This is a genomic window from Polaromonas sp. P1_G1 (assembly GCF_056405595.1).
On sequence record NZ_JBFUBU010000037.1, the window covers coordinates 69,324 to 86,440 of the forward strand.

Sequence of the window (17,117 nt, forward strand, 5' to 3'; positions counted from 1 at the left end):
AAAAAAGGGACATCACATGAGCACCAGCACCGCCTCCAATACCGCGCGCACCGCCAGCTATCGCCTCCAGGTGGCGACGGAGCTCTACCGTTTCATCGAAGACCAGGTGCTGCCAGGCACCGGGGTTGCCAGCAGCGCCTTCTGGAAAGGCTTTGACGCCGTCGTGGCCGACCTGGCGCCGAAAAACATCGCCCTGCTGGCCGAGCGCGACCGCCTGCAAACTGAAATGGATAACTGGCACAAGGCCAAGCCCGGCCCTATCGCCGACATGCCGGCCTACCGCGCTTTTCTTGAAAGCATCGGCTACCTGGTGCCGCAGCCCAAAAAGGTCGGCATCACCACGGCCAGGGTGGACGATGAACTGGCGCTGCAGGCCGGCCCGCAGCTTGTGGTGCCCATCCTGAACGCGCGCTACGCGCTGAACGCCGCCAACGCGCGCTGGGGCAGCCTGTATGACGCGCTCTACGGCACCGATGTGATCGCGGAAACCGATGGCGCCGAAAAAGGCAAGGGCTACAACCCGGTGCGCGGCGCCAAGGTGATTGAATACGCGCGCTACGTGCTGGACCGCACCGCGCCGCTCAAAAAGGGTTCGCACATCGACTCGACCGGCTACGCCGTCAAGGGCGGCAAACTGTTCGTCACGCTCAAGGGCGGGAAGAAGGGCGCGGTGACCACCACGCTGGAAGACGCCGCCCAGTTCATCGGCTACCAGGGCAAGGCCTCCGAGCCCTCATCGGTGCTGCTGCRGCACAACGGCCTGCACCTGGACATCCGTATCGACCGTGACACGCCCATCGGCAAAACCGACGCGGCCGGCGTGAGCGACCTGGTCGTCGAAGCGGCGCTGTCGACCATCCTGGACCTGGAAGACTCGGTGGCCGTGGTCGACGCCCAGGACAAGGTGCTGGCCTACCGCAACTGGCTGGGCATCTTGCAGGGCACGCTGACCGAAAGCGTGAGCAAGGACGGCAAGACCTTCACCCGCGGCCTGAACCCGGACCGCGAGTACACCTCGCCCAAGGGCCTGCCCGTGACGCTGCACGGCCGCTCGCTGATGTTCGTGCGCAACGTCGGCCACCTGATGACCAACCCGGCGGTGCTGTACACGGCGGCGGACGGTTCCACGCGTGAAATCCCCGAAGGCATCCTGGACGCCGTGGTCACGACCACGATCGCCATCCACGACCTCAAGCGCAAAGGCAAGCCCGGCATCAAGAACTCGCGCAAGGGCTCGGTCTACATCGTCAAGCCCAAGATGCACGGCCCGGCTGAGGTGGCGTTTGCCGCCGAACTCTTCAGCCGCGTCGAAAAAATGCTGGGCCTGCCGGACAGCACCGTCAAGCTCGGCATCATGGACGAGGAACGCCGCACCAGCGTCAACCTCAAGGCCTGCATCGCCGCCGCTTCCAGCCGCGTGGCCTTCATCAACACAGGCTTCCTGGACCGCACCGGCGACGAGATGCACACCGCCATGCATGCCGGCCCCATGATCCGCAAGGGCGACATGAAGGCCAGCGCCTGGATCGCGGCCTATGAAAAGAACAACGTGCTGGTAGGCCTGTCCTGCGGCCTGCGCGGCAAGGCGCAGATCGGCAAGGGCATGTGGGCCATGCCYGACCTCATGAAGGCCATGATGGAGCAGAAGATCGCCCACCCCAAGGCCGGCGCCAACACCGCCTGGGTGCCCAGCCCCACCGGCGCCACGCTGCACGCGCTGCACTACCACCAGGTCAAGGTCAGCAAGGTGCAGAAAGAGCTCGARAAGACCAACGCGAACAAGGAGCGCAACGCCCTGCTCAACGGCCTGCTGCAAATCCCCGTGACGCGCACGCCGGCCTGGAGCCTGGAGGCGAAACAGCAGGAACTCGACAACAACGCCCAGGGCATCCTGGGTTACGTGGTGCGCTGGATTGACCAGGGCGTGGGCTGCTCCAAGGTGCCCGACATCCACAACGTCGGCCTGATGGAGGACCGCGCCACGCTGCGCATTWCGAGCCAGCACATGGCCAACTGGCTGCTGCATGGCGTGGTGACAAAAGCGCAGGTCAAGGAAACCTTCGAGCGCATGGCCGCCGTGGTCGACAAACAGAACGCCGGCGACCCTTTGTACAAGCCCATGGCCGGCAACTTTGAAACCTCGGCGGCCTACAAGGCGGCCTGCGACCTGGTCTTCAAGGGATTGGAGCAGCCCAGCGGCTACACCGAGCCGCTGCTGCATGCCTGGCGTTTGAAGGTGAAGGCCGGGACGGCCTGACGGAAGCCTAAAGCTCGCCGGCGTCCACCAACTGCCGCTGCCTGATCACGAGGTGCAGGCTGGGATGTCCCGGCCGGCCCGAGCGGAACAGCATCACGTCGGCGTCCGCGCCGGCCCACGACGCGGTGTCGGGTAGCGCGCCAGGCGCGGCGCCGAAGGCCGCGAGTTCCGGGCCCAGCTTCGCGCGCAGCGATTGCAGCAAGGCTGTCTGTGTCCGGCCCAGCGCTTCTTCGGCGCCGGGGCCGGAGACTGGATTGAGGAGCACGAGGTCCATCCGCGCGAGCTTCTCGTGCGCAAAAAACAGGGTCTGCTCGAAATGCGCGTCTTCGCACAGCGCGTCGGGCACGCGCAGCGAACCCAGCGCGCCCGATGGCAGGCGTCGCGCCGACCTGACGGGCTGCGCATCCGCGAGGGCTGCCGCGACCTGTTGCTGGCTCATGCCCAGCAGGGCTGTGTTTTCCAGGACGGTGTGGGACCAGGCGCCGGAACTGAGCCACAGCGCACCGGCCAGCAGCCATTGAGGCCGAAAACCCAGAGAAACAGGCCCAAGTGACGCCAAAACTCGCTCCGGGGAAGTGGATGGCCGTCCGGGCGCTGAAAGTGTTGCGCCAAACCGACCTTTACAAAGAAGCGCCGATCTTACAAAAATCCCTCCTCCAAACGTTCATTCGGGGGATTTAAGCGGCAGCTTGCGCTGCGTTGAGGGAAGAGCGCCGCAGGAATCATATGTGTGCAGGCGAAACCAAGTGAAACACTTTGCAAGCGTCCCAATGAAAACACGGTTGGCCTTTACGCTAGACATCTCTCTGGCCCCCGGCACGTATGGTTGCAAGCTGGCTGGCTGAGCGCTTTCACTTCATATTTCCGGAAATCCTGGCTCCAGATGGCTTCGCAACCTGACGTTCTTCAATCCTGTCTCCAGTCGGCAGCCACAGCGGCGCGGCCGGCTTTGGAAAAGTGCATGGAAGATGCGGTGGCGGGCCTGCAGGTGGCCGAGACGCAGAGCATGAAAGTGGCCGAACGCGACGAACTGGCCACGGCCTGGCGCGAGCTGCTGAAAAACAAGCCCGCCTGGGCCCAGCAGTACCCGGCCGACCTGATGGTCCATTTCAAGGCCAATGCGGTCGCCGCGGCGCAGGCGGCCCGGGCCCCCGAATCCTCTTCCGGGGAACAGCCGGCCGCGGCCTCCTCCAGCGCTTTCGCAAGCCTGACGCACGCCAGCTTCTCGCTCGTCGACGACCGGGACGTGTCGAAGGCGATCGAGTCTTCACGGCTGCTCCAGCTGGTGCTGCCGGCCGTCGACCACGTTCTGGCCGAACTCAACAAGCTGATCAGCACGGTGCAGGGCCTGCCCAACGTGCGGCCCGAACTCAACCCGCTGCGCCCCGAAGTTTTCGCACAGACCCTGCGTGAGATGGCGGTGGCGAGCAAAGCCGAGCCGGCGGTGGTCTCGCTGTGGCTCAAATACATGGCCGACCCGCTGGGGCGTGAGCTCAAGCGGCTCTATGAGCGGCTGGTCAACCAGCTTGAACTCGCCAACGTGCAGGGTGCGACCTACCGCGTGCTGCAGACGCCGGCCAGCGTGGGCCGTGGGCGTGGCCAGGGCGGAAACGGTTCGAGCGCGGCGGCTTCCGGATCCGGCGGCGGTGCCGGGGGCGGCGGAAACGGCGAAGGTGCCGGTGGTGGCGCTGAAGGCGGCTTCGGTGAGGGTGGCGGCAAGCCGGCGCCGCAATACGCCGACCTGTCCAACTACGAAATACGCGACGAGCTGTTCCAGGACTTCCTGTTCCACGGCGGCAGCAACGCCCACCACGGCCTGACGCCTTCCTATTACGAGACCGTTGAAGAAGAACTGGCCGCCCTTCACGCCGCGCCCGACTCCGGTTCCGCGCCGCTGGCCGAGTCACGCCCCGGCTACCTGTCCGACTATGAGGACATGCCGGCCGTTGATCGCCCGCAGCGTTTGGTCGACGAGCGCAGCCAGCTCAGCTCGCAGGTCTGGGGTTCGTATGCCAAGCCGCGGGAACGCGCCATTGTGCGCACCCAGCTCAAGAAAGAAGCCCGCCAGGTCGGCCAGGTGCTGGGCCTGGAGGTGGTGCGCAAACTGGTCAACCAGGTGGCGCAGGACCCGCGCCTCCTGGTGCCGGTGCGCGAGGCTATCGTGGCGCTGGAGCCTTCGCTGCTGCGCCTGGCCATGGTGGATCCGCGATTCTTTAGCGACGAAGGCCATGCCGGGCGCCGCGTCATGGAGCGGGTGGCCCAGCGCAGCTTCAAGTACAACGACGAATTCAGCCCAGAGTTCCTGGCCTTCTTCGCGCCGGTCACGCGTGCCTTCAACGAACTGAACAGCCTGACGATCGAAGATGCCCAGCCCTTCGGCATGGCGCTGGCCGCGCTGGAATACGGCTGGGACGAACAGGACCAGCTCGAGGCGGAAAACCGCAACAACGTGCTGCAGGCCCTGCGTTTTGCCGAAGAGCGGCAGACCCAGGCCGACCAGATCGCCTTTGAACTGAGCACGCGCTCGGACCTGGACAAGGTGCCGGGCCTGGTGCTCGATTTCCTGTTCGGCCCCTGGGCGCTGGCCATGGCGCATGCCAAGCTCGCCGACACGCGCAACCAGATCGACCCCATGGGCTTCGGCTCGGTGGTGCCCGACCTGCTCTGGAGCGTCAAGCGCGAGGTCACCCTCAAGCGCCCCGCCAAGCTGATCGAGATGATTCCCAGCCTGCTGGCGAAGCTGCACGAAGGGCTGGACCTGCTGGGGCAGGACCCGCGCGAGAGCGAGCCGTTTTTTGAAGGCCTGATGAAGCTGCACAGGCCGGTGCTCAAGCTGCGCCGCCTGAAAAGCCAGCGCGATGCCGAAGAGTCGGGCGTGGCGCCGCTGGACTCCGGGTCCATGCCGCTGGAACCCGAAGAACTCCCGGCCACCCCGGAGCAGCGCCGCGCCAAGGCCGCCGCCCATCCCTGGCTGGCGCGCGACGAACTCGATGCGGCGGGCTTTGAAGACACGCTGCCGACAGTGCCCGGCGAGCTCATGCCGCTGGAAGAAGAACACGAACAACCCGCTGCCGCTGCGGTGCAGGCCGCGCAGCCCGTCGAGGAAGAGGTCGATTCTTCCCATGCCGAACTCCTCGCCGAGCAGGAGGCTTCCGCCAATGCCGCGCCGGCCCTGGCCCAGAGCGATGCCGAGCGCCTGCTGGCGGGCCTGCGGGCCGGCCATTGGGTCGACCTGTACTCGCGTCGCCGCTGGCTGCGCGCGCAGCTGATCTGGGCCAGCACCCGGGGCACGCTGTTCATGTTCGTGAGCCACGGCGGCCAGCCGCATTCCATGACCAAGCGCAGCTGCGAACGCCTGCTCCGGGAGCGCCTGCTCAGGCCGGTCGACAACCAGGGCGTGGTGGCGCAGGCGCTGGACGCGGTCGCTTCGGAAGTCGCGTCCCAGACGGTGCCGGCCAGCCAGGCCGAGCCGGAAACCGCGTAAACCCCCGGTGCTGTAGGAAGCGCCCCGCGTGCCGCACGCGGCGCTGTCTGACGCCCCAATGCGCGGCCGGCGAGCACATTGATGAATTCGCTTTCATCTTTCATCTTCAAGGGGCTGCCATGATTGAAAAAACCGCTTCCGTTCACTGGGAAGGCGCCGGCAAAAAAGGCCAGGGCCGCATCAGCACCGACACCGGTGCGCTCAAGAGCTATCCCTACGGCTTCGGCAGCCGTTTTGAAGACGACCGCAGCGGCACCAACCCGGAAGAGTTGCTGGGCGCGGCCCATGCGGCCTGTTTCACCATGGCGTTTTCCTTTGCCTGCGACAAGGCCGGTTTTGCCACCAGTTCGGTCGACACCCGCGCCCAGGTCCGGCTGGTGCCGCAGGGGGATGGTTTCCTGATCGACCGCATCGCGCTGACGCTGGAGGCGGCCATCCCGAATATCGACGAGGCGAAATTCCAGGAAATTGCCGAGGGCGCCAAGAAGGCCTGCCCGCTGTCGAAGGCGCTGGCCAGCGTACCGGAAATCACGCTCTCGGCGACCTTGCGCAAGTAGTCGTCCCCGGCAGCGCTGCGATCAGGCCTGCCACACCCCGTAGCCCGCTTCGCGCAGGCCTATGCCCAGCTCAACCTCCATGTCGCGCGCCGCGTCGTAAGGCATGGGGTTGTACATCTCATAAAGGCGGGGCAGCAGGCGCACACCGAAATCGCGGGCGAAGCGGTTGGACTGGATGCCGGCCTTGTGCTTGTCAAAGCGTACGTCCGGGTCCAGCCCGGTCATGCCGACATAGACAAAGGGCTTGCCCAACTGGTAGTCCGGGTTGGCGCGGCGAAAGCGTGCCACGTCCCAGACCTCGGGCGCTAGCTCGATCACATAGACGCTGTAGTGGTGGCTTTTGGGGCGGCGCGGCATGGCGCTGCCACTGTAGCGCACACGGCCGGTTGACCCCGTGCTTCTTTGCGGTCAGGAAAGCGGCTGCGCCTGCGGCGCCCCCTGTGTTTGTTCCTGCCCCTGTTCCTGCGTCTGTACCGCTTCCGGTGCCTGCTCGCGCCAGCTGCCCGAACTCACCAACAGGTGGATGAAGTGCAGCTTGCCGACGGCTTCGGCCGGCAGGACAAAAGGATAGAAGTCGGGCTGGCCCATGCTGCGCGACATCTCGTTGAGCATGGTGGTCAAACGGGTCCAGTGGTTGATGAAGCCCAGGAACTGCTCGGCGTCGGGGTGTTCGGGCTGGTAGAGCGCGTCCAGCGTGAAGGGGGTGAACTCCAGGTCGAAGCGGTCCACGCTCAGGCCGAAGCTCAGCGCGGTGTCGATCGTGTCGCGCATGTGCAGGTAGTGCGCCCAGCACTCGGCCCAGTCCTCCCACGGATGGGTGCTGGCGTAGGCGCTCACGAAATGCAGCGGCCAGTCCGCGGGCGGGCCTTCGTCGTAGTTGCGCTGCAGGCTGGCCTTGTAGTCCAGCGTTTCGTCGCCGAAGAGCTGGTGAAAGCCCTCCAGCCAGGGCGTACCGGCCACCAGGCGGTCCCAGTAGTAGTGGCCCACTTCATGGCGGAAATGCCCGAGCAGGGTGCGGTAGGGCTCGCGCATGGCCTTGCGCACCGCCTCGCGCTTGGCATCGTCGGCTTCATCGATGTTGAGCGTGATCAGGCCGGTGTTGTGCCCGGTCATGATGTGCGGGCCGTTGACCGGCGAACGCAGGAAGTCGAACATCAGGCCGCGTTCCGGATCCTCGCTCATGCGCGACGCGACCGGCAGCCCGAGCAGGATCAGCGAGGACACCAGCCGCCGCTTCGCCAGCTCTATGCGTCCCCAGAGGTAACCGTTGTCGGGTTGCTCCGGATTGGTCAGGTCGGGAATCGTGCGGTTCAGCCGGCAAGCCCGGCACATGTCGGCGGGGTCGTGCTCGTCCACCAGCCAGTTGCAGGAGGAAGGGGTGGAGAGGTTGAGGCAGCGTTTGTAGGTCGGCTCGCCGTCTTCCGTGTCTTCTTCGGTGGTTTGGGGGGTATCAGCTTCGGCGGATGGCGCCACCGCGGTCGTGGTGGCGCCTGGCGCGGACTCCTGGCCGGGAATCGCCTCGAGCCGGGGCGGCTGTGTGTCGTCGGGCGGCGGCGCGGCCGGCGCGGCACCCGCCTGCCACTCGCGCCAGGTCCCTTCGCGCGGCCCCGGCATCAGCGGCAGCAGCAGGCCGCGCTCGCAGTCGTAGCCCAGCGGCGTGTTGCAGGCCAGGCACTTGCTGTTGCGAAAGAAGACCGGCTGCCCGCACTGGCAGCGGTAGTTGCGGCCCGCCAGCAGGGGAAGAGGAGGCTCGGTGGAAGGGGCGGAGGTGGTGAGAAACAAGTGTGGCCCGGATGAAACCCGCAGGCATGGGTGCGGGACGCCCAGAGGAAGACCAGTGTCCCACGGTTTGCCGCGCGGCCCTGCGGCGGCAATCCCCGTGAGCCTGTCAGCGCAGGCCGACAAGCCAGCGGCGGCCGCCTGCTTTTACGCTTGCTTTTATCATCGGGTATCCACGCGCCCCGCGGCAATCCCGCCGCAAGCGTTTCATCCAGAGGAAACCATGCCCACGTACCACGTCGAAATGATGGAAGGCCGGACCATCGAGCAGAAGAAAAAACTCGTCGAGGCCATCACCCGCGTCAGCGTTGAAATCCTGGGCGGCCAGCCCGACTCGGTGGACATCCTGATCACCGACATCAAGCGCGAGAACTGGGCCACCGGCGGCAAGCTCTGGTCCGAGCCCAGGGACTGAGCCCGGGCCCGCTCGTGTCCGCTTCCCTCGCCGGCCTGCAGGCGCGGCACGGCCCGCGCTATCGCTGGCTGCTGCTGCTGTCGGTCATGATAGGCACGATGGCCTCCATCATGTCGTCGACCATCGTCAACGTGGCGATCCCCGACATGAGCCACCACTTCACGTTGGGGCAGGAGCGCGCGCAATGGGTCAGTTCGGGCTTCATGGTGGCCATGACGGTCTCCATGCTGACCACGCCCTGGCTGCTGGCGCGCTACGGCTACCGCCGCACCTATGCGGGCACCATGCTGCTGCTGATGGCCGGCGGCATCGTCGGCGGCCTGGCCAACCATTTCAGCCTGGTGCTGGGCGCGCGCGTGGCCGAGGGACTGGCGGCCGGCGTGGTGCAGCCGATTCCCGCCATCATCATCATGCGGGCCTTCGGGCCGCATGAGCAGGGCCGCGCCAGCGGCCTCTTCGGCATGGGCGTGGTGCTGGCGCCCGCCGTGGGGCCCAGCATAGGCGGCCTGCTGGTCGACCTGTTCGGCTGGCGCTCGATTTTTTTCATGGTGATCCCGCTGTGCCTGGTGTCGCTGTGGATGGCCTACCGCTACGTGCCCGACACCGCACCGGGCGGCGTGGCGGCGAACCGCAACACGGCCATGATCGACTGGCGCGGCCTGTTGCTGGGCGCGTTGGGCACGCTGTGCCTGCTCAACGGCATGGTCGAGTTGCACGGTGCAGGTGGCGGCGCGCAAGCTTTTGTACTGCTCGGTGGGGCGGTTGCCGCGCTCGCGGCGTTTATCTGGTGGCAGCGCCGCCTGGCCGCCACGGGCGGTGCGCCGCTGATGAACCTGGCGCTCTTCGGCTACCGGCCGTTTGCCATGGGCAGCATCGTGGCCTTCATCTATGGCACGGCCTTGTTCGGCTCGACCTACCTGTTGCCGGTCTATCTGCAACTGGGTTTGAATTTGTCAGCCTCGCATGTCGGCACCATCCTGCTGCCCGCCGGCCTGGTGCTGGCCGCGACCATCGCCGGCGTGGGGCGCCTGGCCGACAAACACCCGACCTGGCTGCTCGTCAGCACGGGGCTGGCGCTGCTGGCGGCCTCGTTCGCGCTGATGCTCACGGTGAGCCTGGCCTCGGGCCTGTGGATGCTGGTGGCCTGGGCCACGTTGGGCCGCATCGGCCTGGGTTTTATCCTGCCTTCGCTGAACCTGGGCTCGCTGCGGCCCTTGCATGAGCATTTGCTGTCGCAGGGCGCCAGCGCCATCAACTTCTTGCGCATGCTGGGCGGCGCGATCGGCGTGAGCCTGTGCGGCATCGTGCTCGAGTGGCGGCTCGCCGTGCATGGTGATTCCCTGGCCAACAGCACCAGCAGCCCGGCGCGGCTGGCGGCTTTCAACGAGGCATTCCTGATGCTGGCGGCGCTGTGCCTGCTGGCCATGGTGGCGGCCTGGCAGCTTCGCGTGCCCGTGGCCGCCATCTCCAACGACGAACAGAAAGCAGGCTGACCATGTGCCAACTCCTGGGCATGAACTGCAACGCGCCCACCGATGTGACCTTCAGCTTTCGCGGTTTCGCGCAGCGCGGCGGCCACACCGACCACCATGCCGACGGCTGGGGCATCGCTTTTTTTGAAGGTGACGACAGCGTGGCCGGCGCCAGCGACAAGGGCCTGCGCCACTTTGTCGACCACCAGCCGGCCTGCAGTTCGCCGGTGGCCGAGCTGATCAGCCGCTACCCCATCAAAAGCCGCAACGTGATCTCGCACATCCGCAAGGCCACGCAGGGCCGCGTGGCGCTGGAGAACTGCCATCCCTTTGTGCGTGAGCTCTGGGGCCGCTACTGGGTGTTCGCGCACAACGGCGACCTCAAGGACTTTGCGCCGCGCCTGCACGGCAGCTTCCGGCCCGTCGGCACCACCGACAGCGAGCGCGCCTTTTGCTGGATCATGCAGGAGATGGCCAAATCGCATGCGGGTGTGCCCAGCGTGAAGGAACTCAGCATCACGCTGCGCGAACTCGCGGCGCAGATCGCCGGCCATGGCACCTTCAACTTCCTGCTGAGCAACGGCCAGGCGCTGTGGGCGCATGCCTCCACGAATCTTTATTACGTGGAACGCCGGCACCCCTTCGCGCATGCCACGCTGAGCGATGAAGACGTGAGCGTGAACTTCGCCGAACACACGCGTCCCACCGACAAGGTGGCCGTGGTGGTCACGGCGCCGCTGACCACCAACGAAACCTGGACGGCGTTCGCGCCGGGCGAGCTCAAGGTGTTTGAGGACGGCGCGCTGGCCGCGGCCTAGCTTCACGGCTGGGGGCAAGCAGCGGCCTGCCCGTTGAGCTGCTGCTGTTCATGGCGGAAGCTGGCCACGGCCTGCCCTCGCTGCGCCGCACGGTCACTACATAAATGCTGTCAAAGTCGCCGCCCTTCCGGTGGTACGGCGGTCGGCTGGCCGCCCATCTCGCGCAGCATGGCCTTGCGGGCTTGTGCCGGGCTGAGCCCCGGCCGGCAGGCGTGCGCGGCGAATGATGTGTGTACATACCGTGGTGGCACCGCAACGAAATTCATCGAAGAAATGACACAAGGAGGCGGTGGGCAAGAGGATTCCGGTGATCAAGGTAATAATAATCATTCTCATTTAAAACACCTTCAGCCCAAACATGCCCTCATCGCGTTTTCTCCTGACACCCATCGCAACCGCCGCTACCCTGGCCCTCTGGCTGCCGCTAGTCCATGCGCAAACCGCCCCCGCCCCGGCGCCGGAGTCCGGTACGCCAACCGCGACCTTGTCCACCGTGACCGTCAATGCCAGCGCCGACGCTTCGGCCGAAGGTTTGACCAAACCGTTTGCCGGCGGCCAGGTGGCGCGCGGCGGGCGCGTCGGCATCCTGGGCAACCAGGACATCATGGAAACGCCGTTTTCCAGCACCAGCTACACCAACGAGCTGATCCAGGACCAGCAGGCCAAAAGCGTCGCCGACGTGCTGCTGAACGACCCGTCGGTGCGCACGGCCCGCGGCTTCGGCAACTTCCAGGAGCTCTACATGGTGCGCGGCTTCCCCGTGTACTCCGATGATGTGGCCTACAACGGCCTCTACGGCATGCTGCCGCGGCAGTACATCGCGGCCGAATTCCTCGAGCGCGTGGAAGTCTTTCGCGGCGCCAACAGTTTCCTCAACGGCGCGGCGCCCGGCGGCAGCGGCATAGGCGGCAGCATCAACCTGCTGCCCAAGCGCGCCCCCAACGAGCCGCTGACACGGGCCGGCCTGAACTATCAGACAGGCGGCCAGGCTTCCATCTCGACCGACATCGCGCGCCGATTCGGCCCCGACCAGGCCACCGGCATCCGCCTGAACGCGGTGAAGCGCGACGGCGGCACCGGTGTCGACAACGAAAAAATGAATCTCACCGCCATAGGCGTCGGCCTGGACTGGCGCAGCAGCAATGTGCGCATCTCGGCCGACATCGGCCACCAGGACTACACGCTGACCGCCGGCCGCCCGAACGTGACGCCGTCGGCCTTGCTGCCGATTCCCGCCGCGCCGGATGCCAAAAGCAATTTCGCCCAGTCCTGGACCTCTGCCAAGGAGCGCGACACCTTCGCCACCGTGCGTGCCGAAGCGGATTTCAGCAGCGCCATCACCGGCTGGGTCGCCGGCGGCGTGCGCAACAGCTGGGAGGGTAATGACCTGGCCAACCCGACCCTCACCAACGCCGCGGGCGCCACGACCGCCACGCGCTTCAGCAACACGCGCGAGGACAAGATCACCACGCTGGAAGCCGGCTTGCGCGGAAAGTTCAGCACGGGCAGCATAGGCCACACGGTGGTCGCCTCCGCCGCGACGTATAAAAACGACCGCTACAACGCCTTCGCGTTCTCCGCGGCCAGTGTGACCAGCAACATCTACACGCCCGTCGCCTCGGCTTTCCCGGTAGCCAACAGCGCCGCCCCCGGTTTTGTCGGCAACAACCTGGCCAGCCCCGCGCTGCAGGCCAAGACCGAGACTTCCAGCCTGGCCATCGCCGACACGCTTTCGTTCGCGAAAGACAGCGTGCTGCTCACGCTGGGGGCCCGCAACCAGACCATCAAGCAGCAGACCTTCGCCTACAACACCGGCGTCGCCGCCGCGCCCATCGAAAGCAGCCGCACCACGCCGGTCGCCGGCATCGTGTTCAAGGTCAACAGCAACTTGTCGCTCTACGGAAACTACATCGAAGGCCTGGTGCCCGGCAAGATTGCCCCGGCCACCGTCACCATCGCTGGTGTGGTGACACCTGTGACAAATGCCAACACGGTGTTCAAGCCCTTCCATTCCAAGCAGACAGAAATCGGCGCCAAATACGACGCCGGCACCTTCGGCGGCAGCGTGGCCCTGTTTGAAACCAACCGACCGCTCGACGGTGTGGTGGGCACCACTTACGGCGCTTTCGGCGAACAACGCAATCAGGGCCTGGAGTTTTCGATCTACGGTGAGCCCATGCGCGGTCTGCGCCTGCTCGGCGGCCTGACGCTGCTCGATGCCAAACAAAGCAAGACACTCACCGGCGCCACTGACGGCAAGGACGCCATCGGCGTGCCGCGCCAGCAGCTCAACCTCGGCGCCGAATGGGACGTGACCGGGGTGCGCGGCCTGGCGCTCAATGCGCGCGTGATCCACACCGGCAAGCAGTACGCCAATGCGGCCAACACCCAGGAACTGCCCGCCTGGACCCGCCTGGACGTGGGCGCGCGTTACCTGATGGACATTGGCAAGGGCCGCGCACTCACCTTGCGCGCACGTGTCGACAACCTGCTCAACAAGTCGTACTGGGCCTCGGCCGGCGGCGCCTCGCCCACTGACAACTACCTGGTCATGGGCGCGCCGCGCACCTTCGTCGTGAGCGGCAGCATCGACTTCTAAAGGCCTGCCGCCATGCGAACCCTCTGGGCTGTCCTGCATCGCTGGATGGGGCTGTCCACCGCGCTGTTCCTCATCGTCTCGGGCTTGACCGGCGCCGTCATCTCGTGGGACCACGAGATCGACGGCTGGCTGAACAGCAAGCTCTACGACACCGAGGCGCGCGGCCCTTTCCGCGACCCCTTCGAACTGGCCGCCGCCGTCGAAGCCCACGATCCGCGCGCGCGGGTGGCCTACCTGCCGCTCGGTTTCGAGGAAGGCCATGCCGCGGGCTACTTCGTGCAGCCGCGCAAGGACCCGGCCACCGGCCGGCCCTACCAGCTCGGCTACAACCAGGTGTTTGTCGACCCGGTCACGGCCGAGGTGCGCGGCAAGCGCGATTCCAACGCGGTGTCGTTCAAGCCCGAAACCTTGATGCCTTTTTTACGCAAGCTGCATTACACGCTGCATGTGCCGGCGATGTGGGGCAGCGACCGCGTCGGCCACTGGATCATGGGCGGCATCGCGCTGGTCTGGCTGCTCGACAGTTTTGTCGGTTTCTACCTCACCATGCCGCGCCGCTTGCGCAAGCGCGCGGGTGCCGAAACAGTGCCGCACCGCGATGCAGCAAGCTGGTGGTCGCGCTGGAAACCCTCTTGGCTGCTGCGCTGGAAAGCCGGCGGCTACAAGCTCAATTTCGACCTGCACCGCGCCGGCGGCTTGTGGGTGTGGGGCCTGATCATCGTGGTGGCCTTCACCTCGTTCTCGATCAACCTGAACCGCGAGATATTTTTCCCGCTGCTGTCCATGGTGTCCAAGACCACGCCCGGCCCGTCCACCCTGGTGCCGCTGGCGCCGCTGGGTGCGCGCATCGAGCCGAAGATCGGCTTCGTTGAAATCGTCGGCATCGCCCGGGCCGAAGCCACACGCCGCGGCTGGGCCACCTCACCGGGCGGCGTCTTCTACAACCAGCGCGGCGGCTTTTACAACGTCTCATTCTTCGACCATGCCACGCATGACGACAGCGACGGCATGGACCTGTCCAATCTCTACCTGAGCGCGGAAGACGGCCGCCTGATCAGCAGCAACCAGCCCTGGCACGGCACCGCGGCCGACGTCTTCGCGCAACTCCAATTGCCGCTGCACGGCGGGCGCATCCTGGGCCTGCCGGGCCGCATCATGATGTCGCTGATGGGGATGGTGGTGGTGATGCTGTCGGTGACCGGCATCGTGATCTGGTGGCGCAAGCGGCGCTCGCGAGTGCTGGCTGCGCGCCGCGAAGCGCAGGACGATCCCGGCGAGGCGCAGGCTGCGAGGCCGCTCAGCCTTTCAGCGCAGCCTCCAGCGCATCCATGAACATCGCCGCGACGTCAAAGCCGGCCTGGTCATGGATTTCCTGGAAGCAGGTCGGGCTGGTGACGTTGATTTCGGTCACGTAGTCGCCGATCACGTCGACGCCGGCCAGCAGCAGGCCGCGCGCGGCCAGCACCGGGCCCAGCGCCTCGGCGATTTCAAAATCGCGTTTTGACAGCGGCTGCGCCACGCCCAGGCCGCCGGCCGCCAGGTTGCCGCGCACCTCGCTGCCCTGGGGAATGCGCGCCAGGCTGAAGGGCACGGGCTTGCCGCCGATGACGAGCACGCGTTTGTCGCCCTTGGCGATCTCAGGCAAAAACTTCTGCACCATCACGCTTTGTGCGCCGTCACGGTTCAACGTCTCGGTGATGCTGCCCAGGTTCAATCCATCTTCCTTCACACGGAAGATGCCCATGCCGCCCATGCCGTCCAGCGGCTTGAGGATGATGTCCTTGTGCTCGGCATGAAAACGCTTGATGTCGGCCGCACTGCGCGTGACCAGCGTCGGTCCGCTGAATTGCGCGAATTCCAGGATGGCGAGCTTTTCCGGGTGATCGCGCAGCGCGCGCGGCTTGTTGAAGACTTTGGCGCCTTCCCGCTCGGCCTGCTCCAGCAAATGCGTGCTGTAGAAGTACTCGCTGTCAAAGGGCGGGTCCTTGCGCATGACCACCGCGTCAAAGCTCGCGATGGCTTCGCGCGCGTCGGGTCGCGCGGCGTCCGCCGTGAACCAGGTGTCCGCATCACCCGTCAGCGTGATGTGGCGCACCTGGGCCGTGACTTTCGCGCCGGTCTGCCAGCTCATGTCCGCCGGCAGGCAGGCGCTGACGCGGTGGCCGCGCTTTTGCGCCTCGCGCATCATSGCRAAGGTGGTGTCCTTGTAGATCTTGAAGGACTCAAGCGGATCGGCGACAAAAAGAAGGTTCATGGTTTGGAAGGGGTTCGGGTATCTGCTGGGGCCGTCCCGGACGGGGATTCACGGTGCTGCTGGCCGTATTGTTGTACAAACAGCGCCAGTGCGCCCGCCACCACACCCCAAAAGGCCGAGCCCACACCGGCTATTACCACGCCGGACAAGGTGACGAGAAACGTGATAAGCGCCGCTTCGCGGTGCGATTCGTCCTTCACCGCCGCCGCCAGCCCGCTGCCTATGCTGCCCAGCAGCGCCAGCCCCGCGATGGCCACCACCAGCTCCTTGGGGAAAGCCGTCAGCAGGCCGGTGATGGCCGCGCCGAAGATGCCGATCACGATGTAGATCGCGCCGCACGAGACGGCCGCCGTGTAGCGCTTTGCCGGGTCTTCATGCGCTTCCTTGCCCATGCAGATGGCGGCCGTGATGGCGCCCAGGTTGAGCGCGAAGGCGCCGAAGGGCGCCAGCACCAGCGTGGCCAGGCCGCTCAGCGTGATGATTTTGGAGATGGGGATGCCGCCGCCGGCGCTGTCCGGTCCATAGCCCGCCGCGTAAATGGTCGCCACGCCCGGCAGGTTTTGCGAGGCCATGGTCACCACAAACAGCGGAATCGCCATGCTGACGATGGCCGCGAAGCTGAACGTCGGCATGGTGAACACCGGCACCGCGAAAGAAAAAGCCACTTCAGACCAGGCCAGCTGCCCGCGTGCGGCCACAAAAACAATCGCCCCCACCAGCGTCAGCAGCACGGCATAGCGCGGCAAGAGGCGCTTGCCCAGCAAATAGATCGCCAGCATCAGCAGCACCAGCGGCAAGGCCGTTTGCGCCGCCGCGAAAGCCTGGATGCCGAAGCGCGCCAGCACGCCGGCCAGCAGCGCCGAGGCAATCGCCACAGGGATGCGGTTCATGGCTTTTTCAAACCAGCCGGTGATGCCGAACAGCGTGATCAGCGCTGCGCTGACCATGAAAGCGGCCACCGCCTCCCCCATCGAGAACCCACCGGCCAGCCCGGCCGTGGCCAGCACCGCCGCGCCCGGCGTGGACCAGGCCACCATTACCGGTTTTTTGAGCCACAGCGAGGGGATCACCGAGCACACCCCCATGCCGATCCCCAGCGCCCACATCCACGACGCGATTTCGGCCGGCGTGGCGTTGAAGGCCAGCGCGGCCTGGAAAACAATGGCCACCGAGCTGGTGAAGCCGACCAGCACGGCCACAAAGCCTGCGGTGAAGGCGGCGAGGTTGAGGTCTTTGAAGAATTGCATTTGGGGGATTTTGGCAGGGGTTGGGGTGGAGTGCCGGGTCTTGCGCCGACTGCGCGCTCCCTCTCCTCTGTGCTCTCTGCATGGGCTTGCTGGCCGGGGGTAGCCCGGCGGCTACTCACTTTTCTTTTGCTTCGCCAAAAGAAAAGTAAGCAAAAGAAAAGGCGACCCTGGTTGCTGCGTCCCTGCGCTTCGCTGCGGGCAACCTGCGGTGCTCGGTCCAGACGGGGTCTCGCTA

13 protein-coding genes are annotated in these 17,117 nt (G+C 66.0%); 8 read left to right on the top strand and 5 right to left on the bottom strand.

Annotated elements, in window-relative coordinates; all coding sequences use genetic code 11:
• Positions 1–16 precede the first annotated feature (16 nt).
• On the top strand, positions 17–2,257 hold the full coding sequence (locus AC1D1Y_RS18495; protein WP_477683605.1) for a malate synthase G: 2,241 nt from the start codon (positions 17–19) through the stop codon (positions 2,255–2,257).
• A 7-nt stretch (positions 2,258–2,264) separates the two neighbouring features.
• Here the strand turns inward: AC1D1Y_RS18495 and AC1D1Y_RS18500 are convergent, their stop codons facing one another.
• Positions 2,265–2,816 carry a hypothetical protein gene (locus AC1D1Y_RS18500; RefSeq protein WP_477683606.1) on the bottom strand — a complete coding sequence of 184 codons (552 nt, stop codon included), beginning with the start codon at positions 2,814–2,816 and terminating at the stop codon, positions 2,265–2,267.
• Positions 2,817–3,140: 324 nt separating this feature from the next.
• On the opposite strand from AC1D1Y_RS18500, the gene AC1D1Y_RS18505 reads away from it, so the two are divergent.
• Both AC1D1Y_RS18505 and AC1D1Y_RS18510 read left to right on the top strand, forming a co-directional pair.
• On the top strand, positions 3,141–5,741 hold the full coding sequence (locus AC1D1Y_RS18505; protein WP_477683607.1) for a DUF1631 family protein: 2,601 nt from the start codon (positions 3,141–3,143) through the stop codon (positions 5,739–5,741).
• Positions 5,742–5,860: 119 nt separating this feature from the next.
• Entirely contained in the window at positions 5,861–6,298 is a 438-nt protein-coding gene (locus AC1D1Y_RS18510; RefSeq protein ID WP_477683608.1) for an OsmC family protein, read from the top strand.
• Positions 6,299–6,319: 21 nt separating this feature from the next.
• Here the strand turns inward: AC1D1Y_RS18510 and AC1D1Y_RS18515 are convergent, their stop codons facing one another.
• Positions 6,320–6,655 (bottom strand): hypothetical protein, encoded by a 336-nt coding sequence (locus AC1D1Y_RS18515; protein WP_477683609.1) that lies wholly within the window; start codon positions 6,653–6,655, stop codon positions 6,320–6,322.
• Positions 6,656–6,706: 51 nt separating this feature from the next.
• A complete protein-coding gene (locus AC1D1Y_RS18520) occupies positions 6,707–8,080 on the bottom strand; it encodes a zinc-binding metallopeptidase family protein (RefSeq protein ID WP_477683610.1) in 1,374 nt (457 codons plus the stop codon).
• 220 nt (positions 8,081–8,300) lie between these two features.
• Here AC1D1Y_RS18520 and AC1D1Y_RS18525 point away from each other — a divergent pair, with 220 nt between their 5' ends.
• From AC1D1Y_RS18525 to AC1D1Y_RS18545, 5 genes are all read left to right on the top strand, one after another.
• Positions 8,301–8,492, top strand: a complete 192-nt coding sequence (locus AC1D1Y_RS18525; protein WP_411881369.1) for a 4-oxalocrotonate tautomerase — start codon at positions 8,301–8,303, stop codon at positions 8,490–8,492.
• Positions 8,493–8,506: 14 nt separating this feature from the next.
• Complete coding sequence (locus tag AC1D1Y_RS18530; protein WP_477683611.1) at positions 8,507–9,985, top strand: MFS transporter; 1,479 nt, start codon at positions 8,507–8,509, stop codon at positions 9,983–9,985.
• Positions 9,986–9,987: 2 nt separating this feature from the next.
• Positions 9,988–10,782, top strand: a complete 795-nt coding sequence (locus AC1D1Y_RS18535) for a class II glutamine amidotransferase (RefSeq protein WP_477683612.1) — start codon at positions 9,988–9,990, stop codon at positions 10,780–10,782.
• A 358-nt stretch (positions 10,783–11,140) separates the two neighbouring features.
• Positions 11,141–13,381 carry a TonB-dependent receptor gene (locus AC1D1Y_RS18540; RefSeq protein ID WP_477683613.1) on the top strand — a complete coding sequence of 747 codons (2,241 nt, stop codon included), beginning with the start codon at positions 11,141–11,143 and terminating at the stop codon, positions 13,379–13,381.
• A 12-nt stretch (positions 13,382–13,393) separates the two neighbouring features.
• Positions 13,394–14,713, top strand: a complete 1,320-nt coding sequence (locus AC1D1Y_RS18545) for a PepSY-associated TM helix domain-containing protein (RefSeq protein WP_477683614.1) — start codon at positions 13,394–13,396, stop codon at positions 14,711–14,713.
• Here AC1D1Y_RS18545 and gshB read toward each other — a convergent pair.
• Positions 14,679–15,635 (bottom strand): glutathione synthase, encoded by a 957-nt coding sequence (gshB, locus tag AC1D1Y_RS18550; RefSeq protein ID WP_477683615.1) that lies wholly within the window; start codon positions 15,633–15,635, stop codon positions 14,679–14,681. The genes AC1D1Y_RS18545 and gshB overlap by 35 nt on opposite strands.
• Entirely contained in the window at positions 15,632–16,882 is a 1,251-nt protein-coding gene (locus AC1D1Y_RS18555) for a benzoate/H(+) symporter BenE family transporter (protein ID WP_477683616.1), read from the bottom strand. The genes gshB and AC1D1Y_RS18555 overlap by 4 nt, the downstream gene beginning before the upstream one ends.
• Positions 16,883–17,117: the final 235 nt, after the last annotated feature.

Coding starts and splice junctions, on each gene's coding strand:
- AC1D1Y_RS18535 (WP_477683612.1), top strand. CDS start 9,988: ATGTGCCAACTCCTGGGCATGAACTGCAACGCGCCCACCGATGTGACC.
- AC1D1Y_RS18515 (WP_477683609.1), bottom strand. CDS start 6,655: ATGCCGCGCCGCCCCAAAAGCCACCACTACAGCGTCTATGTGATCGAG.
- AC1D1Y_RS18555 (WP_477683616.1), bottom strand. CDS start 16,882: ATGCAATTCTTCAAAGACCTCAACCTCGCCGCCTTCACCGCAGGCTTT.
- AC1D1Y_RS18505 (WP_477683607.1), top strand. CDS start 3,141: ATGGCTTCGCAACCTGACGTTCTTCAATCCTGTCTCCAGTCGGCAGCC.
- AC1D1Y_RS18545 (WP_477683614.1), top strand. CDS start 13,394: ATGCGAACCCTCTGGGCTGTCCTGCATCGCTGGATGGGGCTGTCCACC.
- AC1D1Y_RS18510 (WP_477683608.1), top strand. CDS start 5,861: ATGATTGAAAAAACCGCTTCCGTTCACTGGGAAGGCGCCGGCAAAAAA.
- AC1D1Y_RS18540 (WP_477683613.1), top strand. CDS start 11,141: ATGCCCTCATCGCGTTTTCTCCTGACACCCATCGCAACCGCCGCTACC.
- AC1D1Y_RS18525 (WP_411881369.1), top strand. CDS start 8,301: ATGCCCACGTACCACGTCGAAATGATGGAAGGCCGGACCATCGAGCAG.